At 37.3% G+C, this 25,503-nt stretch carries 22 protein-coding genes; 10 read left to right on the top strand and 12 right to left on the bottom strand.

Annotated features, from left to right (window positions below; translation table 11 throughout):
• The 4 genes from AAY42_RS12135 to AAY42_RS12120 form a co-directional block, all read right to left on the bottom strand.
• Complete coding sequence (locus AAY42_RS12135; protein WP_055395562.1) at window positions 1-2,004, bottom strand: fumarate reductase/succinate dehydrogenase flavoprotein subunit; 2,004 nt, start codon at window positions 2,002-2,004, stop codon at window positions 1-3.
• A 2-nt stretch (window positions 2,005-2,006) separates the two neighbouring features.
• Complete coding sequence (locus AAY42_RS12130; RefSeq protein WP_055395560.1) at window positions 2,007-2,675, bottom strand: succinate dehydrogenase cytochrome b subunit; 669 nt, start codon at window positions 2,673-2,675, stop codon at window positions 2,007-2,009.
• A gap of 588 nt (window positions 2,676-3,263) precedes the next feature.
• Window positions 3,264-3,908 carry a collagen-like protein gene (locus AAY42_RS18320; RefSeq protein ID WP_055395559.1) on the bottom strand — a complete coding sequence of 215 codons (645 nt, stop codon included), beginning with the start codon at window positions 3,906-3,908 and terminating at the stop codon, window positions 3,264-3,266.
• Between the two features lie 81 nt (window positions 3,909-3,989).
• Window positions 3,990-5,675: a helix-turn-helix domain-containing protein gene (locus tag AAY42_RS12120; RefSeq protein WP_055395558.1), complete on the bottom strand. Its 1,686-nt coding sequence runs from the start codon at window positions 5,673-5,675 to the stop codon at window positions 3,990-3,992.
• 182 nt (window positions 5,676-5,857) lie between these two features.
• Here AAY42_RS12120 and AAY42_RS12115 point away from each other — a divergent pair, with 182 nt between their 5' ends.
• Both AAY42_RS12115 and AAY42_RS12110 read left to right on the top strand, forming a co-directional pair.
• Window positions 5,858-6,748, top strand: a complete 891-nt coding sequence (locus tag AAY42_RS12115) for a RimK family alpha-L-glutamate ligase (RefSeq protein WP_055395556.1) — start codon at window positions 5,858-5,860, stop codon at window positions 6,746-6,748.
• On the top strand, window positions 6,726-7,679 hold the full coding sequence (locus AAY42_RS12110; protein WP_055395554.1) for a succinylglutamate desuccinylase/aspartoacylase family protein: 954 nt from the start codon (window positions 6,726-6,728) through the stop codon (window positions 7,677-7,679). The genes AAY42_RS12115 and AAY42_RS12110 overlap by 23 nt, the downstream gene beginning before the upstream one ends.
• Window positions 7,680-7,683: 4 nt before the next feature.
• Here the strand turns inward: AAY42_RS12110 and AAY42_RS12105 are convergent, their stop codons facing one another.
• The 6 genes from AAY42_RS12105 to AAY42_RS12080 all read right to left on the bottom strand — a co-directional run bounded on the left by AAY42_RS12105 (window position 7,684) and on the right by AAY42_RS12080 (window position 14,211).
• Window positions 7,684-8,109, bottom strand: a complete 426-nt coding sequence (locus AAY42_RS12105) for a hypothetical protein (protein WP_055395552.1) — start codon at window positions 8,107-8,109, stop codon at window positions 7,684-7,686.
• A gap of 108 nt (window positions 8,110-8,217) precedes the next feature.
• The gene (locus AAY42_RS12100) at window positions 8,218-8,682 is read right to left on the bottom strand and encodes a hypothetical protein (protein ID WP_055395550.1); all 465 of its coding nucleotides are present in this window, start codon (window positions 8,680-8,682) and stop codon (window positions 8,218-8,220) included.
• Window positions 8,683-8,739: 57 nt separating this feature from the next.
• Entirely contained in the window at window positions 8,740-9,918 is a 1,179-nt protein-coding gene (locus AAY42_RS12095) for an acetyltransferase domain-containing protein (RefSeq protein ID WP_082433426.1), read from the bottom strand.
• A 23-nt stretch (window positions 9,919-9,941) separates the two neighbouring features.
• Entirely contained in the window at window positions 9,942-10,331 is a 390-nt protein-coding gene (locus tag AAY42_RS12090) for a DUF2721 domain-containing protein (RefSeq protein ID WP_055395548.1), read from the bottom strand.
• Window positions 10,332-10,363: 32 nt separating this feature from the next.
• Window positions 10,364-11,344, bottom strand: a complete 981-nt coding sequence (locus tag AAY42_RS12085; protein ID WP_055395546.1) for a ThuA domain-containing protein — start codon at window positions 11,342-11,344, stop codon at window positions 10,364-10,366.
• A 23-nt stretch (window positions 11,345-11,367) separates the two neighbouring features.
• Window positions 11,368-14,211, bottom strand: a complete 2,844-nt coding sequence (locus tag AAY42_RS12080) for a hypothetical protein (RefSeq protein WP_055395545.1) — start codon at window positions 14,209-14,211, stop codon at window positions 11,368-11,370.
• 177 nt (window positions 14,212-14,388) lie between these two features.
• Here AAY42_RS12080 and AAY42_RS12075 point away from each other — a divergent pair, with 177 nt between their 5' ends.
• From AAY42_RS12075 to AAY42_RS12045, 7 genes are all read left to right on the top strand, one after another.
• Window positions 14,389-14,670 carry a hypothetical protein gene (locus AAY42_RS12075; RefSeq protein WP_055395544.1) on the top strand — a complete coding sequence of 94 codons (282 nt, stop codon included), beginning with the start codon at window positions 14,389-14,391 and terminating at the stop codon, window positions 14,668-14,670.
• 96 nt (window positions 14,671-14,766) lie between these two features.
• The gene (locus tag AAY42_RS12070) at window positions 14,767-16,059 is read left to right on the top strand and encodes an aminopeptidase P family protein (protein ID WP_055395543.1); all 1,293 of its coding nucleotides are present in this window, start codon (window positions 14,767-14,769) and stop codon (window positions 16,057-16,059) included.
• Between the two features lie 182 nt (window positions 16,060-16,241).
• Entirely contained in the window at window positions 16,242-17,714 is a 1,473-nt protein-coding gene (locus AAY42_RS12065; protein WP_055395541.1) for a hypothetical protein, read from the top strand.
• Between the two features lie 308 nt (window positions 17,715-18,022).
• The gene (locus AAY42_RS12060) at window positions 18,023-18,973 is read left to right on the top strand and encodes an SDR family oxidoreductase (protein ID WP_055395539.1); all 951 of its coding nucleotides are present in this window, start codon (window positions 18,023-18,025) and stop codon (window positions 18,971-18,973) included.
• A 9-nt stretch (window positions 18,974-18,982) separates the two neighbouring features.
• The gene (locus tag AAY42_RS12055) at window positions 18,983-19,894 is read left to right on the top strand and encodes a helix-turn-helix domain-containing protein (RefSeq protein ID WP_055395537.1); all 912 of its coding nucleotides are present in this window, start codon (window positions 18,983-18,985) and stop codon (window positions 19,892-19,894) included.
• A 3-nt stretch (window positions 19,895-19,897) separates the two neighbouring features.
• Window positions 19,898-20,404, top strand: a complete 507-nt coding sequence (locus AAY42_RS12050; RefSeq protein ID WP_055395535.1) for a hypothetical protein — start codon at window positions 19,898-19,900, stop codon at window positions 20,402-20,404.
• Window positions 20,405-20,889: 485 nt separating this feature from the next.
• Window positions 20,890-22,422: a prolyl oligopeptidase family serine peptidase gene (locus tag AAY42_RS12045; RefSeq protein ID WP_055395534.1), complete on the top strand. Its 1,533-nt coding sequence runs from the start codon at window positions 20,890-20,892 to the stop codon at window positions 22,420-22,422.
• A gap of 70 nt (window positions 22,423-22,492) precedes the next feature.
• Here the strand turns inward: AAY42_RS12045 and brnQ are convergent, their stop codons facing one another.
• Entirely contained in the window at window positions 22,493-23,764 is a 1,272-nt protein-coding gene (gene brnQ, locus AAY42_RS12040; RefSeq protein WP_055395532.1) for a branched-chain amino acid transport system II carrier protein, read from the bottom strand.
• A gap of 274 nt (window positions 23,765-24,038) precedes the next feature.
• Between brnQ and AAY42_RS17965 the strand changes: the two genes are divergently transcribed.
• The gene (locus AAY42_RS17965; RefSeq protein ID WP_082433424.1) at window positions 24,039-24,293 is read left to right on the top strand and encodes a hypothetical protein; all 255 of its coding nucleotides are present in this window, start codon (window positions 24,039-24,041) and stop codon (window positions 24,291-24,293) included.
• Between the two features lie 125 nt (window positions 24,294-24,418).
• Here the strand turns inward: AAY42_RS17965 and thiL are convergent, their stop codons facing one another.
• Entirely contained in the window at window positions 24,419-25,465 is a 1,047-nt protein-coding gene (gene thiL, locus AAY42_RS12035; protein ID WP_055395530.1) for a thiamine-phosphate kinase, read from the bottom strand.
• Between the last annotated feature and the right edge of the window lie 38 nt (window positions 25,466-25,503).

The following is a 25,503-nucleotide window of genomic DNA, read 5'->3' as shown; positions in this document are numbered from 1 at the left end:
TTATTTGTAAGAACGTGTTTTTACTTTGATGTTTTCGTAGACCAAATCTTCTTTGTGCAGTTTTGCATCACTTGGTTCCCCCTTATACTCCCAGGCAGACACAAATTTGAAATTTTCGTCATCACGCAGCGCTTCTCCTTCGGGAGTTTGATATTCTTCCCTAAAGTGCCCTCCACAGGACTCGTTACGCTCTAAAGCATCCTTTGCGAAAAGCTCTCCGAGTTCCAAGAAATCAGCAACCCTTCCCGCTTTTTCAAGTTCTTGGTTCTTGCTATCGGGCCTACCTGGAATTTTCACATTTTCCCAGAAATCCTTTCGCAATTCAGCAATCTCTTTAATGGCCTCTTTTAATTCCTTTGCGTTACGTGACATTCCGCATTTGTTCCACATGATCTTACCCAATTTCTTGTGGTAATAATCAACGGAATGTATTCCCGTCCCGGACATTAATTTTTCAAGCTTATCCGTGACATTCTTTTCAGCGGCATCAAACTCCGGAGAATCAGTGGATATTGGTCCTGTTCTAATATCATCGGATAGATAATCCCCTATGGTGTAAGGCAACACAAAATAGCCATCTGCCAGACCTTGCATTAGAGCGGAAGCACCTAAACGGTTAGCGCCGTGATCACTGAAATTGGCTTCGCCAGCGGCATAACAACCGGGTATTGTAGTTTGCAGATTGTAATCTACCCAAAGACCACCCATGGTATAATGAACCGCAGGATAAATCATCATTGGAGTTTTGTATGGATTTTCATCTACAATTTTTTCATACATCTGGAAGAGGTTACCATATTTGGCTTCCACAATTTTTTCACCTAATTCACGAATAGTGTTGTCATCAACATCTTTCATCCCAGAAGTCAAGGCCTTCTCTCTTCCGTAGCGCATTATTGCTGCAGAAAAATCCAAGTAAACGGCTTCACCGGTTTTATTCACTCCAAAACCTGCATCGCAACGTTCTTTTGCCGCCCTTGAAGCAACATCCCTTGGCACTAGATTTCCGAACGCGGGGTAACGTCTTTCCAAGTAGTAGTCACGTTCTTCTTCGCCCAATTGTGTTGGTTTTAATTTCCCTTCACGAATTGCTTGGGCATCCTCTAAACGTTTTGGCACCCAAATACGGCCATCGTTTCTAAGGGATTCTGACATCAACGTCAGTTTGGACTGATGATCTCCTGAAACAGGAATACATGTTGGATGAATCTGTGTAAAACAAGGGTTTGCGAAAAAAGCACCTTTTTTATGTGCTTTCCATGCAGCCATTACGTTGGCTCCCATACAGTAAGTAGAAAGGAAAAATAGATTTCCGTACCCTCCTGTTGCAAGAACTACGGCGTGCGCCGAATGTCTTTCTATTTTTCCACTGACCAAATCCCTAGCAATAATTCCTCTTGCCTTTCCATCTACCAAAACCAAATCCAACATCTCATGTCTGGTATAGGATTTTATTTTTCCTCTTTGGATTTGTCGGTTCATTGCAGCATAAGCGCCCAACAACAATTGTTGTCCCGTTTGTCCTTTAGCATAGAATGTTCTGGAAACCAATACTCCACCAAAAGAACGGTTGTCCAAAAGACCACCATATTCACGGGCAAAAGGAACACCTTGTGCAACACATTGGTCAATGATATTGGTGGAAACCTCCGCCAAACGATATACATTGGATTCGCGGGAACGGTAATCCCCTCCTTTTACGGTATCATAAAACAAACGATAAACGCTATCTCCGTCACCCTGATAATTCTTGGCTGCATTTACACCACCTTGGGCAGCAATGGAATGTGCTCTTCTTGGGGAATCTTGATAACAAAATGTTTTTACATTATATCCTAATTCGGCGAGTGTTGCTGCAGCCGAACCTCCTGCTAAACCGGTCCCAACTATGATAATGTCAATATTACGTTTGTTGGCGGGGTTAACCAGGTCTATTTCGTTTTTATGATTTGTCCATTTATTGGCCAATGGCCCTTTTGGCTCTCTAGAATCCAATACTCCCATAATTAATGTGTTATTGGGTTAAGGTGGTGGTACAATGCTATAAAAGCAAAAGCTAAGGGTACGACCACTGCAAATAGTTTTGTAAAAGTTTTAATGGCGGGAGTGTACTTATTGTTGACACCCATACTTTGGAACGATGATGAAAACCCGTGCCATAAATGAAGACTTAGCAATACAAAAGAAACCACATAAATGATGGTTCGCCAAAAAGGGGCAAATTTCTCTACGGTCTCGGCATAGTAGCGTGTTGGGTCTTCTGGATTTGCTTCAATATATTTATAGGTCATTTCATGAATCCAAAAATCATAAAAATGTAATCCTAAAAATGCAAGGATAACCAAACCTGAATAAATCATATTTCTGGATACCCAAGGAGCATTAGCGCTGCCTTTATACTTCACATAGCCAATACCCCTGGCATTTCTGTTCTGAATTTCAAGTACAAAGCCCATTACAAAATGGACTATAACACCAATAATTAGAATTGGTTGCATAAGATATTGCACCAAAGGGTTGTACCCCATAAAATGGGAAGCTTCGTTAAAAAACTCCGGAGATATTACAGAGGCAAGGTTAATGGTAACGTGTAAAACAAGAAAAAATACTAGAAAAAGGCCCGAAAGTGCCATCACTACTTTACGGGCAATCGAAGATTTTATCAATCCACTCATTAGTGCTGGTTTTACCTACAAATTTACGGCACAACTAAGTTTTTAACAAGCTTTCAACAAGACAAGGGGTCTTATTTAGATTGATTATAAGGTGAATTTGTGTTTGTTGAATTTGTCTTGGGATTTAGACATAAAAAGAAGTATAACATTCAACAAAAAAGCCCCATTACTGGGGCTGTAACCAAATTATATTAGAATATGGTTAACACTAATCCCATTCCAAATAAAAGTAACCTCTTAAACTTTCGGAATCAGGATAAACAAACTTTACGTATTCAAAACCCTCTAGAGAGGCATTTGGAAGTGTATTGGTTAAAATGTCTCTTCGTTTCCTTGCTAATCTTACTGTTGGTTCACCAGTAGACTCGGTAAACCTAAACTTTGTTGTGTAAACAACTGATTATAAACCACTGAAACATTGTTTTCTGAATGGTCTTTGCTGCAGGCAATTGAAAAAAATATAGTGGGTAGAAAGAAATATTTTTTTGAGGGAAAAGCTTTCATAATGTAAGGTTTAGCTAGGGGATAGATTATGAACAAAAACAACCCTCGACAATTTTAGGATATTGTCGAGGGTTTTGGACATTACTATTCAATATTGAAGAATTCTATGACCTCTTCGTAAGACATTTTTGAATAATCTAGGGGTTCCTGTTTTGAACCAGTAGTTCCAATAATTATTGTTGTGCCAGCAGGTTCTTCACCAGGAATGAGGATATAGCGATATTCCCCAAAAAAAGGAACACCAACTGCTTCACCTTCTTCATTTGCAGCAACAGTTATGACCAACTCTCCTGCTTGCTCTGCTCTAAAATAGTAGGATTGTTGCCGTGCTGCTCCAAAAACAATAGGTAATGGAAAAACATCGGTATCATTGGTTACCGGTGCTGGGGTAGAACGCCCAAAAACTAAGATCACTCCTTCATTTATGATATCATCTGTAATCAATGGTGCATTAATAGTAAACGAAGCTGATATTGTGATAATATTATTATCAAACTCAGAATCAATCCAACCAGAATAAATAACATTGGCAGTGCCTGGTTCGCCTTGTTCCCCTTGAGCGCCATCGGCACCGTCTGCGCCTGCCTCACCTTGAGGTCCGGCTTCACCTTGTTCTCCCTGAGGCCCAATCGGACCAGTAGCTCCATCTTCAGCGGAGCAGGAAACAATAAGTAATGCGCCAATTAGCGCCATAAAAAATCCATTGAACAATCTCTTTTTTTTCTGCATAATAATTGAGGTTTATAATTTGTTGACAAACCTATAATCACTCCTTGTGCAGATTGTCCAGTTTCTTTCAATTTTGAAGAATCAGGACAACATAAGTTGTTGCTGACGGTACTCAGAAGGTGTGAGCCCAGTACGTTTTTTGAAAGCGGTGTAGAATACTGATTTTGAGTTGAAACCCGCCTCAAGACCTATGGAAACAATTGTATAATTGGAAAAACTTAAGCCAGTCAACATTTTCTTGGATTCATTGACACGATACAAATTGATGAATTCTGAAAAGTTCATACCACCAAGTGTATTCACAATTTGCGAAAGGTATCCAGCACTGATGTTAAGATATTCACTTACTAATACTAGACTCAAAGAAGGGTTCAAATAGGGCTTTTCTTTCTCAAACCAGTTCAAAAGTTCTTTGTAATAAATATTATCATTAGTTAGTGTAAAGGAAGAGGCAGTATTTATTTGGGCAAGCTTGGTTGCCGTAAGTTTTGCAATCAATTGAAAAAGTAGTAGATGACGTTCGGTAAAAAAGTCTTTCTTGGAACTTTCAGAATCAAGAACCCCAAGCAATCTATCTTCATAGACTAAAGGCACAGCCAATTCTGAACGCCTTTTTTTATCATCCAGAAGGTAGCGATTGTCTTTTTCAACATCATTCACCAGTTCCCATTTCTTGTTTTTGCCAGCTGTGCCAACAATTCCCTTTCCTAGCTGAATTTCAATGGGGCTAAGAACTTTTTTATTTCCAAAATTCTTGCTGCCGTAGGCGGCTTTTTGTTGCAAAACTTCTTGGTTTTCATTCCAAAAATATACTACACAATCCTCAAGCCCAAGTTTGGCAATGCAATTTTTGGTAATATCCCAGACCACCTCGGTTTCATTCTTTTTATCAAAAAGGGATGTGGCAAAATACCCAAGAATTTCAGTCACATCATATCGACTTTCATGGATAGAAAGTAGTTCTGTTTCATTGAAGATATGTTGTAAAGCGGATATTTGGAAATTGTCGTTAATGGATTTAAAAGTTGTTTTTTGAAGCTCTTTTTTATGTTTTATCTCATTAAGATGCTTTTTCCCTAAAAAGAAAAGTCCATAATAAAAGACAATAAAAAGACCCCACAGCGGATAATACGGACCATGACCGGACCAGCCGTCAATTACTTTGATTCCTATTATGACCCCCAGCCATAGAAGGCAAAGAAAAACCATGTAGAAATACATTTTTTTAAGCCATTGGGTCTTTCTTTGAACTATTTGATAGGGTAAACTTCCAATGCTGTTCTCATATTTTTTTATGGTCCTATAGTTCCAAATTGCCGCCATCAAGGCAAATGCCAAAGCACTGTTTTCATCCCAGACTGCGTTAAATTTAGCAACTGATCTTGCCGGTAGATATGAGTAGCCCATCAAAACATTAAGCTTAAAAAAAGTATAAAGCCCAAAAAACAGAAAAAAGGGAATTAAAAAATAGGTTCTATATTTCTTGAAAACCTCAGCACGCTCAATATAGGCATAGGCAAAAGCGGTGAAAAGAGTAGGGCACAAAAATTGAAAAGGCATGTAGAATAACAATAGTAAGGGATACATTTTGGTAATGCCAGAATCGATTAAAATAACTTGGATAATAACAAAATTGGACAGCAAAATGTACCAATAAATATATTGGGACATTTTGTCTTTCTTGTATTGTATGATCTTATAGAGGCATAAAGCGACTATTGGTATGATTGCCACTAATATGATTGCATTAAATAAATTCCAGTTCATTTTTAGCGCTTTGATTTGAGTGAATTAAAAGTAGCCTCTAAACTGGATGTGTGGTGTATTTAAGTTTTAGGTGGTATACAAAATTGTATAGATGGTAGAGAAATAAAATTTTAAATAGAATGGAATGATTATTTTTTTTAACCGATATTGAAGACAAGTTTAAAACCAAGCAAAAAATAACTGTGGATATTGCCATTTTATCTGTTAGTCTTAACGTGCATTCAACCAAGAGAATAGTGGAGGAAGCTCAAAAAGCGGGTCACTATGTTGAATTGATAGACCACACAAAATGCTCGGTTAAATTAGGTGATGAAAAACCACAGATTTATTTGGGAGAGGAAAATGTTACAGATGAATTTGATGCTATTATTCCCAGGATAGGCGCCAAAGTTACCCGACATGGTGCCGCTATTGTAAAACAATTTGAGATGAACAATGTTTTCAGTACGGCCCGTTCTTTAGGAATTACCAGAGCGCGAAATAAAGTCAGGACGCTTCAAATTATGGCGCGAAAAGGAATTCCAATTCCGGAGACACTTTTTTCTATCAACCCTAATAATATTGGAGAGCAGATTGAACTGTTGGGAGGACCTCCTGTAATCATAAAACTGCAAGAGGGAACCCACGGGAGTGGAGTGATTTTGGCGGAGACCAAAAAATCTGCCAAATCCATTATCGACACTTTTTACAAAATGGATACGAGTATTTTACTCCAAAAATATATAGAAGAAGCCAACGGGGAAGATATTCGAATTATAGTTGTTGGCAACAAGGTTGTAGCGAGCATGAAGCGGATAAGCGATCTGGATGATTTTAGGTCCAATGTGCACAGGGGGGGCGAGACTGAGGCGATTGAACCTACGGCAAAAGAACAATTTATTGCCTTGAATGCAACCAAGTATTTAGGTTTGGGCGTTGCGGGGGTGGATTTAATGCGGTCTAAAAAAGGGGCAGTTTTGATTGAGGTCAATGCATCTCCTGGACTTCAGGGCATAGAGGGTGCAACAGGTATAAATGTAGCAAAGCATATCATTCAATTTGTTGAAAAAAATGGCCGCAGACGAAGAAAATAAAGTTATTGTCATAAATGGAGAGACGATTTCACCTGGGGAAAACAAGTTGGTGAAAATCAATATTGCACGTTTACCAACTGGGACATTAATCGATATTCCTGTTCATGTTTTTAATGGAAAAAAAGCGGGCCCTACAGTTTTGCTGCAAGCTGGTCTTCATGGGGATGAAATAAATGGCGTGGAAACATTGAGGAGGCTACTTCAGGATAGCCAGTTTAAAATTAAGAAAGGAGCTGTTATTGTGGTTCCAATTCTAAATATTTTTGGATTTATTCACTTCTCCAGAGATGTGCCGGATGGCAAGGATGTAAATAGAAGCTTTCCTGGAAGTAGAACTGGATCATTGGCAAGTAGGATTGCCTATCATTATACCAATGAAATTTTACCACAAATAGATTTTGGGGTTGATCTGCATACGGGTGGTGGCCTCCGTAACAATTTTCCGCAAATTAGATTTACTTTGGAAGACGAAAAAAGCAAAGAGTTGGCATTGCTGTTTAATGCACCTTTTCATTTTTCTTCACGCTTGATAGCAGGCTCTTTTAGGAAAACAGCCTTTAAAATGGAAAAACCAATTGTTGTTTATGAAGCTGGAGAAAGTATGCGATTTGATGAGCAATCGATAAAAACAGGTATTCAAGGAGTAAAAAACATTTTGATCGGTTGTCAAATGCTTTCAGGGAAAGTGCCAAAAAAGACTTCAGTTCGGGTTGAAGCAACACGATGGATTCGAGCATCTAGAGCGGGAATGTTTATTCCTGCAGTAAAAAATGGTAGCGCTATTGCCAAAGATGAGGTTTTGGGAACTATTACGGACACTTACGCCAAAAAAAGCAAAAAAATCAAAGCTCCCTTCGATGGATATGTGTTTTGTATTAATAACCAAGCTGTGGTAAATCAGGGAGATGCATTGTTTCATATTGGCAAATAAACCCCTATGCCAATTCTTTTTGTTCTTCAATTTTGGCAAGACTCCATGCAATAGCTTCCTCTAAATCTGAAAACTGTTTAATGGAGTTTTGAAAGAACATGCGCTCGAGAATCAAACTAGCAAAGCTCCCCTTAGTACTGCCTACCACGGAGTAAAAATTAAGTTGATGTCTATTTTTGTAGAATTTGACCCAATCTGATGGCACTACATAATAATTATTGATGCGATTGGAGATATAGGCAATGGGTTTATCCTCTCCAATAACTTCATGGGCAGCAGCAACAGCTTTCTTGGCCATGTTCCAATCCATTGTCACGCCCTCTTTCATTTCGGATATTACAAGACCATCAAAAAAATAGAATATCCCAAATTCGTATTCTCTAATTTCTTTAATGTTCTTAAAAAATTCAATGTCCCTAACACGTTTCATAGCTAAAACTGTATTTAAAAAAGGAAGGTAAAGATATTAATAATCATTGATTTTTATTGAAAGTAAAGGATTGCTGTATAGATGAAAGTTTCTTACACGTTTTGAATACTAAAACTTGCTTAACTCCATTTCAATGGCCACCCCGGGGCCTTCCATGGGGAATTCAAAAAGTGAAAGAGTGGTGGCGTTTTTTTCAGCATTCCTGGTAGCATTCCCAAACTGGGCATCAAAAATAAAATTCTCTTCAATGGATAGGGTAAAGGAGTTCTCACGGAAAAATCCTGATCGTATCTTTTCCAGATCCAGATTCCATAGTGCGCTTCCTGCATACAAGGTGTCGTTTCTTACAAAATCAAAATCAACCGTTGTTTCATTAAAAATAAATGTTCCTAAATCACCATCTTCCTCAAGGACCTCGGTTGAGCCAGCACCATTGGTGAAAAATTCCCCATAACTGGATTTAATGTATGTAACTTTCCATGTCCCGATCAAGGATTCTCTTCCTTGTTCCAAATCCTTACTACAGGATAGAAAAAGTAATGGGAATAGGCTGAAAATGAATATCCTTTTCATGCGAAAAAATATGTAATCAACAAACACTTTATAGATGCAAACTAGCGGATAAGTTGCTTATAAATAACTCAACCACCATTTTTCTCTATGGGCGGTCTTATAATCATTGTACCAACTACAAATGGGATACATGGCAATTGTCAAAATAATCCAAATAAGATAAACAATCCAAAGATTAAATCCATATCCTTGGAGTTCTGGTTGTAGTGTTACCCAAATATCTATTGTCATATCAGAAAAACTAAAACCTGTTGCCAGTGCGGCAAGTACCGCAAAAAAATGAATCACATAGATGTGTACTATGTAAAAAAACATGGGTACTCTGCCAATAACAACTAACCTGTCCGTTAACTTTCCCTGCCAACGTTCCGCCAGTGCTAGGAAAATAATGGAGGGTCCTAAGGTTATCAGCAAATAAAACAATGATGGAGGATATTTGGTGATATTAAAAAAAGAGGCTATGGTTAATCCAAAAGATTCTTGTTGGGACCACGTATATGGATCTCCGTATATGTTAATCATACGGAGCACAAAAAATAAAAGTGTTAGACCCAAGCCTAATTGAAACAATCGTTTTATTCTGAATTTAGAATCAACCGAAGGTTTATATAATTCACCAAAATAATAGCCAAGAGGCATTACAAATATCCAAGGAATCAAAGGGTAACCCACAAAAACCTGAAAACCTCCTAGATCAACAATATTAAAAACGTGTAAAAAAGTCCAAATTCCTGAAGATATTGGCGTGGTTGGAGCTATTGAATCGAGGAGATTATGACCGCATACCACAATAATTGCCAATACAATCATTAATTTCTTTGGAAAATAGATGAAGCCAGCCAAAAAAATCATGCTCATACCCAATACCCAGATAACCTGTAATAATGTGGTAGTATAATCCAATTGGAACATCCATGCCAATTTTATTATGGTTAGCTCCGCAATAAGTAACCATAGCCCTCTTTTTAACAACCAAATGGACAATGATTTTTTATCCCTGCGTTGGCCAACAAAAAAGGCTGAGGTTCCCGCTAAGAAAACAAAAACTGGCGCGCAAAAATGGGTGACAAAACGAGTCCAAAATAAGGCAACATTTGTTTTTGTTAAATCGGTTGGGTCAAAAAAGAAAGCATCATAGTGAAAGTAATCACGGACATGATCGAGTGCCATAATGATCATTACAAGTCCTCGCAACATATCAATGGATTTGATGCGTTTTCTTCGGTCCGTTTGCATGGTATGGTTGTAGTTGTTTAGTTTTATTTCTGCATATTTTTCAATTGTATTCCCAAAGCTTTGGTTGACAATTGAACCTCAATCAATGATAAAAACAAGGAAATCATCAGTGCTATCAAACTGATGCCGAATATAATATTTGCCCAGACATTCAGCTCTACATAGATTAGGAACATGGAGACAGCTGAAAGTAGAAAACTGACAATGGCGCTTGCCTGCATGTTTTTAATAATGCTTAACCGTTTTCGCAGTTGGGTAATTTGACGTTCAAGAGGTGAGCCTGCTGTTGCTTCAAACTCTTTGTGTAATTGTCTGATTAGGGCAGCGATGGCCAAGTATCGCGCATTGTACGCCAACATGGTCAGAGAAATGGCAGGGAACAATAATGCTGGAATACTTAATGACAGCTGCATAATTTTCTTTTTAGGAAGGTATTTTAAAACGACTATTTCTTTGTCGGGGCCGTCCTGCTACTGGAATTTTTTGCTGAAGGAAAATCATTCGGGATAGCCTGTGTAACTTTTCCAGTTGCGGCCCATTCTGTCCCTCTTAAAAATGTGGTGAGAAACCCTACGCATGATACAGAGTAATCCGCATGCCCCATTATACTATGGAAGATACGTCCTTTGCCATAGGTAAGTGCCATTAAAGCTGGTTCATGCCGTCCAGTACCTTTGTTTTCTTTGGAAGCATAGGCTGTTGCTAAAACTTCCATGTTTTCAGCGGGACCTCGCAAGCTATTGTACAATTCATCTTTGGTGTGCATCCATTCCATTGGTAGCCCTTTGGTAATAGGGTGCTCGGTATTCCTGACTCGAATGGCATATTCACTTTGTGGACCATGGGCACCTCCTTTACCTGGGGATTTATCTCGAATCAATTCACCGGCATCATTGTAATACACATAGGGGCCATCTTTTTCAGTGCGATTGCCCCAGCCTCCTAAACCAATCATTCGGTTGTAGGCAGGCCATTTGGGGAATGAGTTATCGGCAGCGTGAAAAACTACCAAGCCTCCGCCTGCATCCATATAAGACTCAAAGGCCTTTTGTGTTTCTGTTGCCCATGGAGCTGCATTCCAACCAAAATTGCAGATGATTACATCGTATTCAGAAAAATTTGGACTGAAATCTGGGTCGGTTTTAGGTTTTTCCAAAGCTGTGGTTGTAGAAACTCCATCAATTGGGAATGAAGCGATAAACTCTTCTCCTTTCCAGGTATAGAAAGTTCGCGCTACGGATACCGTAAACAAATTGGTTTCTTCCATATAATCTTTTAACATGGAAGTAATTTTAGGCCATTGTACATGATTGTTCTGGCCATCAACAATAAGAACTTTTATTGACTTGGAGTTTGCTTTTTCCGTTTGTGCAGCCATTGAATGTACCAAAAGGATAAAGGTTAACATTGGCAACAAATACTTCATTTTAGATAACATTATGCTTTAATTTATTCTATTTTAAATTCAAGTTTTTCAACACTTCCATTTCCAGAAATTTCTGCTACATAGGTTCCTTTGGGCAAATATGTCTTGCCATTTTTGGCTTCGGTCAATTTCATTTTGTTCTTCTTTAAAAAGTTGCCTTTCCCTTTTTTGGAGAAAGCTAAATCATATGAGATGATATTTATTCCTTGTTCAGCAGCCACCTCAGTAAAACTGACTTCTATACCATTTATGGTTAAGATTTTAGCAACATAGGTTCCAGGCTTGGCGCAATAAAATGAAAAATCCAATCCAGGAGTATCCGGTTTTGCCCAAGAACTCCACGAATTGCCCCATTGTTTGTTGTGCTTAATGTTATCTACATTGAAAACTACCAACTCATCGGACAAAACTTCTGAATTCATTTGCTGTAAAGCAGAGATATCCACTTTATAAATGCTTCGGCCATGGGTTCCTATTAATAAGTGCTTGACTTCTGGTTGAATTACCAAATCGTGGACAGCTACATTGGGTATACCATTTTGGAGCAATTCCCAAGAATCTCCACGGTTGAAAGAAACATAAAGACCATTGTCCGTACCTACAAAAAGTACATCTTCATTTTGTGGATCCTCAACCAAAGCATTCACAGGTGAAGTGGGAATGTTATTCGCTATGCTCTTCCAGTTCTTTCCATAATCTTCACTAACATAGATATAAGGTGTAAAATCGTCAAAGCGATAACCATTCAATGTAGTATAGACACGTTCTTTTTTATGTTGGGAAGCTGCCACTTCGCTAACCCATAGATTTTTTGGAAGGGTGCTGGATGTATTTTCCCAACTTCCTCCGCCATTTTTTGAAACGTGAACCAGCCCATCATCACTTCCTGTGTAAATCAACCCAAATTTAAAAGGGGATTCCGAAATAGTTGTTAAGGTTCCATAGGCTACATTGCCTTTTTTTCCGCCCTGGGTTAGGTCATCAGAAATCACTTCCCAATCATCTCCTTGGTTTAAGGAGCGATGTAATTTGTTGCCCCCTAAATACAAAATGTCCTGATTGTGTTTCGATAGTAAAATTGGAGTTTGCCAATTGAATCGATATGGGGATTCTCCCAATTCATGTTTGGGTTGAATGTATTTTCGTTTGTTATTTTCCAAATCCAACCGGTAGTAGTTTCCAAACTGAAAACCAGTGTAAACAATATTGGAATTTCTGTTGTCAATTTGTACTTGCATACCATCGCCACCCATTATAGTCTGCCACGGATTTTTTCCGGTTTGCTGCCATTTACGGTCCTCCTTGTTGTTGTGGACACCTTTCCAAACGCCATTATCCTGTAATCCACCATAAACATTATACGGTTTTTCATGGTCTACATTGATGGCGTAGAACTGACCAACGGTTGGGGAGTTGTTCTTCATCCAACTATGTCCATCATCATACGTGATATTCACACCACCATCATTTCCATTGATTAAGTGTCCGGGTTGTTTTGGATTTATCCAAAGCGCATGGTGATCGGCATGTACATTTTCTTTGCTAATAGATGCAAAGGTATTTCCACCATCTTCAGATTTGATCAAGGGTACACCGGCTAAATAAATATGGTCTTTGTGGTTGGGGTCAACACGAATTTGGGCAAAATAATATCCATAGCTATAGAACAAATCGTCTATATAATTTTCATTCATTTTTTTCCAGGTGACACCAGCATCATCACTTCGGTATACTTCTGCGCCAACAACAGGAGTATCGAACAAGGCGGAATTGGCATTTTCCAAGTACTTGGCCAAATCAACAGGTTGCACCGCGCTGCTTCGCACCATTTGTTTTACATTTTCGGCCTTATATTTTTCTTGAAATCCATTTGATTTTAGGTATTCATTTAACTTTTTATTATCAAGGGCAAGGAACGTTTTAGTATCCATTGTTTTAAAATCGTCCTTGGTAAGCCCTTCCTTTTTCTCAGTGGATCCTTTTTTTCTTCTAAACTGACTATCATGAACTGCGTAAACGGTTTTATCATCAAAAACCGCAAATCCAATTCTACCTACACCTTCCCCTGTTGGAAATCCACTTTCAGGTGTTGAGGACAAAGTCCAACTATCACCACTATCAATACTTTTATAAATTGCTGAAGCAGGGCCATTACCTTTAAAGTTCCACGCTTTTCTATCTTTTTCCCAAGCTGCTGCATACTGAATATTGAAACTGTTAGGAGCATGGGCCACATCAATAATTCCCGTAGTTTCATTCACAAAAAGGGTCTGTTGCCATGTTTTTCCGCCATCACGGGTTTTATAGATACCTCTTTCTTGATTTGGAGAGTAGAGGTGACCCGTTACGCCAATTACCACTTCGTTGGTATTATCTGGATTGATTATTATTCGGCCAATATGGTGCGAATCAGGCAAGCCCATATTTTCCCATGTTTTTCCTTTGTCCGTTGATTTTAATATGCCAATTCCAGCATATGAAGAACGTGAAGAATTGTTTTCTCCTGTTCCCACCCAAATAATGCCTGATGGCCAATCGACCGCAATATCCCCAATATTTTGGGTATTGGAATTATCCAGAATTGGTGAAAATGAAATTCCGTTGGTAGAGGTATGCCATAATCCGCCGGAGGCATAAGCTACATAAAACTCCGAAGGGTTTTGAGGGTTTACCTCTAAATCTACCACACGCCCGCTCATTACTGAGGGGCCAATATTTGTTAAGGGGATGTTTTTTACCAATGAGGTTTTGGCCATTTCATTTTTTTGCTTCAAGGCATTCATTACTTTTTGTGAAGCGGTAGGAGATTTCTGGGCATTACCAGTTTGGAAAAATAAAATCAAGCAACAAAACAGGAGGTTTCTCATCAAAATCAGGGTTTAATTCTTTTGGTCAAGGTATGAATAAGATACCGCAGGAGCAAACTGATAAATTGAAATCATTAGCTCATAAAAATTGACAAAGTGTAAATTATAAAGCATAATTTTTGCAATATTGACAAAAAATCACTTATTTATCCTCCAATAACCATTAAAATTTTAAACATGGAAGAGTATTTACCGTTGATTATTCAACTAATTTCTGGAGCTGTTGGTGGAAACCTGGCAGCAAAATTATTGCCTAAACTAAACTTAGGAACATTGGGGAATTCCATTTCTGGAATCCTTGGTGGAGGACTAGGAGGTTATTTGCTTGGAATGCTCGGCTTAGGAACCGATGGAGGAATGGATTTGTCAGGAATTCTTGGAAGTGTTGCCGGAGGCGGCGTTGGAGGTGGTGTAATTATGGCCATTGTTGGTGCTATAAAAGGCGCCATGTCCAAGTAATCAAAATTATACAAAGTATAAAGGAGCCTAAATGGCTCCTTTTTTGTTTGTGCCCCCACAGCCAAATTTCTACATTTGGGAAAACAATAGGGTTCAATGAAGTATCTACAGATCAGTAATCAGCTCTTTATAAAAAATCGCAAAAAATTTATGGCTCAAATGCAGCCAAAGAGTATTGCGGTATTTAATTCCAATGATATTTATCCCATTAGTGCAGATAGCACCATGCCCTTTGAGCAACACAGAGATATTTTTTATTTAAGTGGGGCCGATCAAGAGGAAACTATTTTGGTACTCTTTCCGGATGCTATGAGCAGAAGCCATAGGGAAGTATTGTTTGTTCGTGAGACAAATGCCCATATTGCTGTTTGGGAAGGTGAAAAATTGACCAAGGAAAAAGCAACGGAGGTTTCTGGCATTCAAACCATTTATTGGCTTTCTGATTTTGATAAAGTCTTTTTTGATTTAATGACAGAGGCGGATACTATCTATTTCAATACTAATGAGCATTACCGTCAATCGGTTCAGACCCAAACCCGTGAAGATCGTTTTATTGCTAAATGCAAGCAGGATTTTCCCGCCCATCAATGGGCAAAAAGCAACCCTATTTTACAACATCTCAGAGGCATAAAAGAGGTTGAGGAAATAGCTTTGATGCAACAGGCTTGCGATATTACAGAAAAAGGATTTCGGAGAATTTTGGGATTTACGAAGCCAGGAGTCTGGGAATATGAAATGGAAGCGGAGTACCTTCATGAGTTTGTGAGAAATCGCTCCAAAGGGTTTGCGTATACTCCAATTATTGCGGCTGGGAATAATGCCAATGTACTTCATTATATAGAAAATAATCAACAAGTAAAAGATGGGGATTTGATTCTAATGGATGTAGCGGCTGAGTACGCCAATTATTCTAGCGATATGACCCGAACCATTCCTGCCAATGGAAAGTTTACGGATCGACAAAAAGCAGTTTATAAGGCGGTACTTCGGGTAAAAGATAAAGCCACAAAAATTCTCGTGCCTGGAACCATTTGGGCCGAGTATCATAAAGAAGTGGGTAAACTAATGACCTCAGAATTATTGGGATTGGGATTATTGGATAAGGCGGATGTGCAAAGCGAGGATGAAAAGTGGCCAGCGTATAAAAAGTATTTTATGCACGGCACCAGTCATCATATTGGATTGGACACCCATGATTACGGAGAGCTAAAAACACCAATGAAAGCCAATATGGTCTTTACCGTAGAACCCGGCATTTATATTCCAGATGAAGGAATAGGCATTCGTTTGGAGGATAATGTGGTTATCCAAGAAAAAGGTGAGCCCTTTAATTTGATGCGGAATATCCCTATTGAGGTTGAAGAAATTGAAGAATTGATGAATTCCTGACTTCTAGGCAAAAAATCTTCCTTCCTTGTTAATTGAAAAAAGCGTACCATCTATCTAAATTGTGTATTCACCAATTTTGCCATAATGGTTCAAACAAAACACGCGTAATTTAGATTTCCCAGGATAACTCGGATTTATGAATCAATAAATTAGAGTTATGCAGTAACATTTCTATTTACGCTATGGACTTCTTTATAGAATTGCTTTATGTTTTGGCGCACAACCGTTTTGTTTTTCTCATGGTTGCGGTACTGCTCATATTGTTGATGCGATTTTTGGCGCAATCAAAAAATTTATCGAATTTAAAAAAGAAGATTTTAACCAAGGGATCTTCTTTATTACTACTTGTAGCCTTGCTCTTGTTCATATTTGGTTCGGATTTTGCAAACAAGCTCATTTATGATCATGGTGAATTTGGAGAAGGTATTGTTGTTGAAAAAAAGGAAACAGGCGACATGTACAATCAAGAACCTGTAATACGGTATGTAACCTTGGTCAAAACTGAAAAAGAAGAGACTGTACAGACTGCCTTTGATAGTGATCATTTCAATTTATACCCTGAATTGGACGGTACCAACTACTATCCAGATGTTGGAATATCGTTCACGGTTAAGCATCTTAAAAGAAACCCGAAAGTGTTTGTCATTATAACCAATGATGATAGTCCGTATGGAACTAACCTTGGTTGCTCAGATGTATTGAAAATACTGAAAGCCGCGAAAAGTAAATTGGATTTTAATCCAGATGACGAAGCATTCAAAAATCAATATCGGAAATACAATGAAGCTTACCTTTCAAGTGGTTGTGCTGAGATTGAAAATAAAGACAGTTCAAACCAATTTTTAGATTTACAAAAGCAGAACGGTAATGCTCTGCCAATTAACGATTTTGTCAATGAATTTTTGTTAAAAAAAGTCACTACAATAAAAAGGCCATGGTTGGGTACAAAATGGAATCTACCCAAAAACACAAAGCCATCTTTTATTTCAAAAGAATTGGTTGGTCATCTATTGCCTAAAATAGCACTGGAAAAGCAATCCTTTCTAACCAACAAGCAGGAAATATTTCATTTTGCAAAACTATCTCAAGTTGATGTTGATAAAATTGGAAGCGGGTTTTACAATCCTGAACATTGGGTTTCAAAATTTGATGTGCCTATTCATTCCTATAAATTCAGTGCACCACTTTCATTACTTTTCGTCAAAGAAAATAAAAGTCAAATAGTGGGAATAGATTCAATTGTTGGCGATAGGTTTTTCACTTTTCATCCACGTCAAAATGTTGAAGGGGAACTGGATCAGGCTCTAGTTCCGATTATATATAAAACTCAGCTTCCAGAGCATATTGATTTTGTTTCGTATCTCACTCCGACTGTATTAAGGGTTATGGAGAATTCCGAGATAATAGTAAGTGTGGAGTCTGTGGCTTATGGAGATGTAGATTATCCAGGTACGTTAAGCATAACCCAAGTGGATTTAAATGGAAATGCGGAATATGATATTATAAGAATCAAAGATGACCTATTGGATTTGGTAACTACAGAAGAAGATGAAGGCGAAGGTTTTTCAGGTGATTACATTTTGGTTTATATGGAGGATGAATGGTATTTGAGTTCTTATCGAATTACAGGTTTTGATGGAATAGAGGGATATTAATTTCGAAACAAGCAATAATTTTAAGGATAATCAGAGATGATCTTTTTGTGAGAGGGGTCTAATTCAATTGGAAGAGTAAGACTGACTTTCCAATTGCGGCATATACCTATTTAATCTGAATTTGTACATTAAAACCCCCGAACTTCACTTACTGTTGGATGTAAATCATTAAAACGGATTCATGTCCCCTTTACCTTTCATTTGTAATTAAAAAAAACCAAAAAGTATACAAGATTCGAAAATCTGTGTAAGAGGTTATGATACATTCACTTCTACCTTTGTCTATTCTTTTTAAACAATAAGCAATAATGAATACAAATAAATTCGGCAAAAAAGGATGGACACCTGATAGAATTGAAAATTTAAATGGCAAAACATATGTTATAACAGGTACTACGAGCGGGACAGGATTTGAAGCCGCGAAAATATTGCTATCGAAGGGAGCAAAAGTGGTAATGCTTAATCGGAATCCAAAAAAATCTGCTGACACTATAGCTATATTGAAACAAGAACTTGGTAATACTATAGATGTATCATCCATACGAATGGATTTGGCAGAACAAGCTTCTGTAAAAAATGCATCAGAAGAAGTTCTTAAAACTGTTCCTCAAATCGATGCACTTATCTGTAACGCTGCAATTGCTCAAGTGCCTAAACAAACACTTACCGTTGACGGCTTTGAAAGTCAGTTGGGTGTAAACCACTATGGTAACTTCTTACTGCAAGGATTATTTTACTCACGTATTGAAGAATCGAAAGGACGAATAGTTGTTGTAGGCAGTATGGGTTATAATTTAGGGATTAAATCCATTCAGTTTAGCGATATGAATTGGGATAAGAACTATAGCCCTAATGGGGTATATAGCCAAAGTAAATTAGCACAGATTATGTGTGTTTATGAATTACAAAAAAGGTTGAAAAAAGCTGGCAAAACTAATGTGAAAGTGTATGCTTGTCATCCAGGAGCTTCCCGAACTTCATTGATTAAAACCAGCGGTAGTTTAATGACCCGTTTCATTTGGCAGCTTATGAAATTGTCCCCATTTGTTCAATCGTCTGAAAAAGGTGCTTATCCACAATTGATGTGTGCTACAGAGCAAAACCTTGACCAGGATGGTTTTTATGGCCCTACAGGAAGAAATTATTGGACTGGTCCGGTTGGAGAATGTAAATTAGAACCACACGCAAAAGATAAAGTGGTTGCAACTAAACTTTGGACTGTCTCAGAAAAAGCAACAGGCTTTAAGTGGAATTTTTAAATTAGTTCAATGAAACATTTCAAAACATTATCATCCTATTTGGATTATCTTGAGCTACCACGCCCAGAGCATCCAATGTTGAGTGTGTTTTCTGCTAAAGGTGAAGGTTTTCTGCCTTGCCCAAAAGAGAGTTCACCGCCCATTACAAACGACTGCTATTCTATCAGTTTGAAGAAGATTGTAAAAGGAGATTTAAACTACGGAAGAACTAAATATGATTTCACCAATGGCGCTTTGATTTTTATTGCTCCAAGACAAGTATTGCAATGGGATAATAGTGTAGTGTTTGAGCAAAAAGGCTTTTCAATAAACTTCCACGAAGATTTTCTAAAAGGAACAGGATTAGCAAAACAAATAAAGAAATATGGCTTCTTTTCCTACTCAGTAAATGAGGCTCTACACCTTTCGCCAAAAGAAGAAAGGCAGATGGAATCCATTGTAGAGAATATTGGAATAGAATACCAAAACAATCAAGATGAGTTTAGTAAAGAAATTATTATCTCTCAGTTAGGCACCCTTTTAAAATATGCCAACCGTTTCTATGAAAGACAGTTTTTAAACCGAAAGGAGCTTTCTAATGATTTGCTGGAGCACTTTAATCTACTAATATCCGATTATCTTGAATCAGGAAAACTACAGGAAAAAGGTATTCCTAGCATAGAAAAAATAGCTTATAAAATGTCGGTTTCACAACGCTATCTTAGTGATGCACTCAAAAAAGAAACGGGTAAAACCACTACCGAGCACCTGCATTTACATTTGATAGATGAAGCAAAGAATATTTTATTGCAACCCAATAAAAGTATAGCAGAAGTGGCTTATGAATTAGGATTTGAATATCCACCCTATTTTTCAAGATTATTTAAAAAGAAAGAAGGTGTAAGTCCTACGGAATACAGAGAAAAATATAAAATGAATTAAACTATGGAAATATTAAAATTAGCCACTGAATGGGCAAGAGCCGAAGTCTTTTCAACACGATTCTTTATCTTTTTCGCAATATTATTTTTAATCGCAAGTATTGGGTTTTGGCAGTTAGGAAAAACGGATATTGCAAGAGCGTACATCATTCCAACCTTGGTAGCAGGTGTTTTGCTATCGAGCATAGGTCTTGGGTTATTTTTCACCAATAAATCAAGAATCACAAAATTTGAAACTGCCTACAAAAGTGATGCCTCGGCATTTGTAGCATCAGAAATTCTACGTACTGAAAGAACCTTAAATGAATACAAGGCAGTTGTTTTTAAAGCTATTCCGATTATAATCATTGTAGCCGCTATACTAATTATTTTTATTAATACACCAACTTGGAGAGCAATTAGTATCACAACGATTGCTATGCTAATAGTCATCTTATTAGTAGACGGAACTGCCCACGCAAGAATTGAAGCCTACCAGAAACAATTAGAATTAGCACATAAGAAAGCATAGACTTAAATTAACCCAAGTGAGGTTAAAAAACAACTATGCACAACAGGGCGTACAATGAGTACTCTTCTTAATCCGCTTTAGCTTCGCGTAGAGTAATCAGGATACGCATCATATCATGAAATGAAAAGTATCATCCTCAAAGCATTTACTTCGTTTTTTTCTTAGCAAAATTCTCCAAAACAAAAACCACCAAAGCTGGTAACACCCATTCCATATGGTTTTTCCTAAAAGGGAATAAATTCTTTTTTGGGCGAAATATTTTTGCCTTATTATATCTTGTTTAGTGCGAATAGCGCCTTATCTATTTGCGAGTCCAAGCCATCAACATTCCCTTGATTTTAAATTTAAATTCAGCTAACTTCACTTGTTGTCGGCTGATATAGCTTATTAAAACGATTGATATCTTAAACTTTAGCGGCAAACTAAAAACTGTAACAAATATTAATGCACCTAATCTTTAGAATTGAATATTTATATCTAAAGCAATGCGGACATTAACTTTAGCATTTTTTTTATTCCTTCAAATATGTTCAATAAATGGACAGACTTCATTAAAAAAAATTAACCTAAACAGTGGAAAGTACAAAGTAGGTTTCAAACACTACACAGTTATCGATAGTACAAGAAACTATCAAGTTAAAAATGAGTTTAACAACCAATTTATATTCAGACCAATACCCATTAGTATCTGGTATCCATCTGAAATTAAAAATGCCAATTCCAAGCAAATAACTGTTTTAGATTATTTGGAGATTTTAAAAGAAGAGGAAGAATGGGAAAATTTACCTAATGAATTTTTACTGGATTGGTTTCCTTACTTATGGAACACACCTCAAAACAGAGCCCATTTAGTTGAAAAAACAACTGCTTTTTCTGACACCAATTTTTTAAAAGGAAAATATCCTGTTGTCCTTTACACACCCAGCTATCAAGCCTCTTCAATTGAAAATTTTGCAATGTTTGAGTATTTAGCAAGCAATGGTTTTGTAGTGATATCAAGCCCATCAAGAGGTACAGATACAAGATGGTTAGAAGGAGGCACTATAAAAGATATGGAAACACAATCTAGAGATGTAGAATTCCTGCTAAAGGAAATTCATAACTACAAGAATATAGATTTGGACAAAATTGCATTAATGGGATTTAGTTTTGGCGGACTATCCAATGCTATTACGGTTATGAAAAATAAGAATATCAGTGCAATAGTAAGTCTTGACGGAACTGAAAGATATAGATATGATGTGTTAGAAAAATCTGCCTATTTTAAATTAGATAATATCAACATTCCATACATTCACTTTGCCCAAAAGGATATACCAGGAATTGTTTTAAAAGAGGACAAAATCCCAGCAGAATTAAACCATAAGTTCCAACTATATGATTCTTTAAAGTATAGTAATGTTTATAGTTACAAATTCCATGACCTTACCCATTCTAATTTTAGTTCTTATGGTGTTTTGTTTGGCAACAGAGATAAAAGACAAGATAAGAGTGACGATAAAATAATGGCTTCGTACAAACAACTTTCTGAACATGCTCTGCATTTTCTAAATGCTATCTTGAAAAACGAAGAGAAATCGAAGGAATTTATTGAAAATAGTCCTGATAAAAATGGTTTTTCGAAAAGTATGATTTCAAAAAAAATGAAGAAATCTGTTGTGACAGAATTTGATTATAAGGATTTCAATGACTTGGCATTGCATCAAAATTATCGGGATTTAATTCTTCTATATAAAAAAACATTGTCAGGGCATCCAAATTTAAAACTAGAAGAAGGGATGTTAAACACCCTGGGATTGAGATTGTCATTTGACCCCGAAAGAACGGAACAAGGTATCAATGTTTTTTTATTGGCTGTGCATATCTATCCTAATTCAGCGAATTTATATGATAGTTTAGCTGAAGCCTATTTAAACAAAAAAGATTTCGAAAATGCGATTACTAATTTTAATAAGTCATTGGAGTTGAATCCTGAAAACCAAAATGCAATTAATAGACTAAAACAATTGAAAGAATAGAGCCCGGTCATTAAGTTGTCTATAAGTAATAATGGTTCAAATGAAAAAAGGTCAGTGTAAAACCAAAAGTTTATCTCCCTTTTTGTTTACTAAGATTTCCCAAAACAAAAACCGCCAAAGCTGGCAATACCCATCCTATATGGTATTCCCTTAAGGGAATCCATGAAGTAACTGAGACAATGGCATCTCCATAACCAATGCTTCCCAGAAAATCAGGGATGCTAAATAGTATCGTTGTTCCAACCACCCATCTAAATACTTTTGGAGCTGCGAACTTCTCCGGCACAACATTCAAAAGAATCAAAACAATGGTAATGGGGTAGATGAACATTAAGACAGGAAGTGCCACGGCAATAATGTAGCCTACATTAAATTGACCCATTAATATACCTAAAAGGCATCCAATAATAGCAGTAATGGTATATGCTAGTTGGGAGCCATTAAAACGCCCTTTTATAAAATCAGCGGTTCCGGTAACAATCCCCACCGCAGTTGTAAAACAGGCTAGGCTCACCAAAATACTTAGGAATACATTGGCAGTGCTCCCCAATGTTTTTAGGCTAATGCCACTTAAAAGCGCGGTTCTGGAAATTTCAATATCAAAAGAATTTTGAAATAGTGCTCCTGTTATAATAAGTCCTGTGTAGACCAAAAAAAGACCCAAGCCTGCAAGCCAACCTGCTTTTCTAATCAAGCTTTTTTTAACCTCATAGGAAGCCGATTTATCTTTTAGATTGATAGAAATAATGATAACACCACCCACTACTACAGCGCCAATGGCATCAAAAGTTTGATAGCCTTCCAAGACTCCTGAGGTAAGTGAATTTTCAAATTGGGAGATTCCAAAGTCAAAATCCAAAGTAAAGACAGAGACGCCTATAATAAGGAGTAGAATCAACAATATTCCGGGGGTAAGGAACTTTCCAACGATATCTAAAACCTTGGAACGATTCACGACAAAAATATAGACCAAAGCAAAGTAGACAATGCTTGTAAAAAGATAAGATGAATCCCAAATGGGCTGAATGGCCATTTCATGGGTAACGGAAGCTGTTCGTGGTGAGGGCAATGCAATAGAAATGGCATACACTATATAACAATACACTACGCTGAATAATGGGGATACCTTTTTTGCAAAATCGAACATCGTGCCTTGAAGCTTGGCGTGGGCCAAAATTCCCAATATAGGAATAAGGACTGCGGAAATACAAAATCCCAAAGCCACTAACCACCATAAATCTCCCGACTTAAAACCCAATTGTGGGGGAAGAATAAGATTGCCGGCACCAAAGAAAAGTGAAAAAAGTGCAAAAGCTGTTATCGCAATTGATTTCCGACTCATATATTGTTAATAATTTTTTTGTTAAAATAAATCAAAAAACTATATTTAAGGATTGCTTTTCATCGCTCGAATATAACTTTTTATCGATAAGTGTGTATTTCATCGAAAAAATAGCTTTGAAAAAATATTGATAAAATAAAAAGTTATTAACAGGCGTTGCTTAAATAATAGACGAATTAAAAACCAATCTCATATAAAGTAGAATTAAAGTAAAATGTTTTTTGCATTTTTCGACCCCAAATCGTACTAATGCGCTCCCAAACAAAACCAGCTTATGAAGACAACTACTACCCAACATGGCAACAAATTTTCTTCTTTTTTCTGTAGCTTATTCGGACACCATTACACCGTTTCCAGAAAAGTAACAGAGCACATCAAAGAGTACAAATGTTTACATTGTCAAAAAGAAGTTACCACAGATGTAAGTGGCAAACTTTCTGCATTAACACCTCAAATGCAGGACATCAACAGTACTTTAGAAGATATGTATCGTAAGAGACAGAACAGACAAGTTCCTCAAGTAGCTTAAAACAAGTCCTACGTTCTAGAAATAATTTCAAGGTTTATTCCCGGAGATTAAGAAAGCGCTTAGTCTATTCAGTCCTGTGCCCCAAGACGGTTTAGCAAGAAATGCTCTTGGTTTTCGGGATTTTTTTATGATGTAAAGGAGTTCCAACCTTGTGCAGATAAAGGAATCTTTGTTTCTCCCCTCGTAATTAAATTAGCTCCTTCTCCTTTTTCTGTCATATGTCCAATCACCGTTAAATTGGGATTGCCTTTTATTTTTGGAAAATCTTTCTGATCAATCGTAAACAACAGCTCGTAATCTTCTCCGCCGCTCAAGGCAATCATGGTGGAATCCATTTTAAACTCTTCAGCTGCAGAAATGACCGTAGGATCAAGTGGAATTTTATCTTCAAAAAGATTACAACCTACGTCACTTTGTTCGCATAAATGCAAGATTTCTGATGACAGTCCATCACTAATATCAATCATGGCAGAGGGCTTCACCTCTAATTTTTCCAATAACTCTCCAATATCTTTTCGGGCTTCGGGTTTTAGTTGGCGTTCCACTATATAGGAATAAGGTTCCAAGTCTGGTTGATTGTTTGGGTTTACCTTAAAAACCTCTTTTTCCCGTTCTAAAACTTGCAGTCCTAAATAGGCTGCACCCAAATCTCCAGTAACAACGAGAAGGTCATTTGGTTTTGCACCATTTCTATAAACGATCTGATTTTCCTCCGCAGTGCCCAAAGCTGTTACACTGATTAACATTCCAGTGGTGGATGAGGTGGTATCCCCTCCAACCAGATCCACATTATAAATTTGGCAGGCCATGGCAACACCCTCGTAAAATTCCTCAAGAGCTTCTAGTGGAAATCTATTGGAAACCGCAATGGAAACCGTAATTTGTGTGGCCTTTGCATTCATGGCATAAATGTCCGATAGATTTACAACGACAGATTTATAACCCAAATGCTTTAACGGCATATAACTAAGGTCAAAATGGACACCTTCAACCAGCATATCCGTAGTTACAATCGTTTTCTTGTCTTTAAAATCTAGAACCGCCGCATCATCACCAACTCCAACAACAGACGAACCTTGGTTTAACCCAAAGTTTTTGGTCAAGTGTTTTATTAACCCAAATTCTCCTAGATTCTCCAATGTAGTTCTTTGTGGATTCTTATCTTCTATCATTCCGCAAAAATAAACAGGATAATTATAAATTGTATCTT

Origin of the sequence: Flagellimonas eckloniae, from assembly GCF_001413955.1 — a bacterium.
GTDB classification, from domain to species: domain Bacteria; phylum Bacteroidota; class Bacteroidia; order Flavobacteriales; family Flavobacteriaceae; genus Flagellimonas; species Flagellimonas eckloniae.
This window is presented reverse-complemented; position numbering and strand designations above follow the sequence as displayed.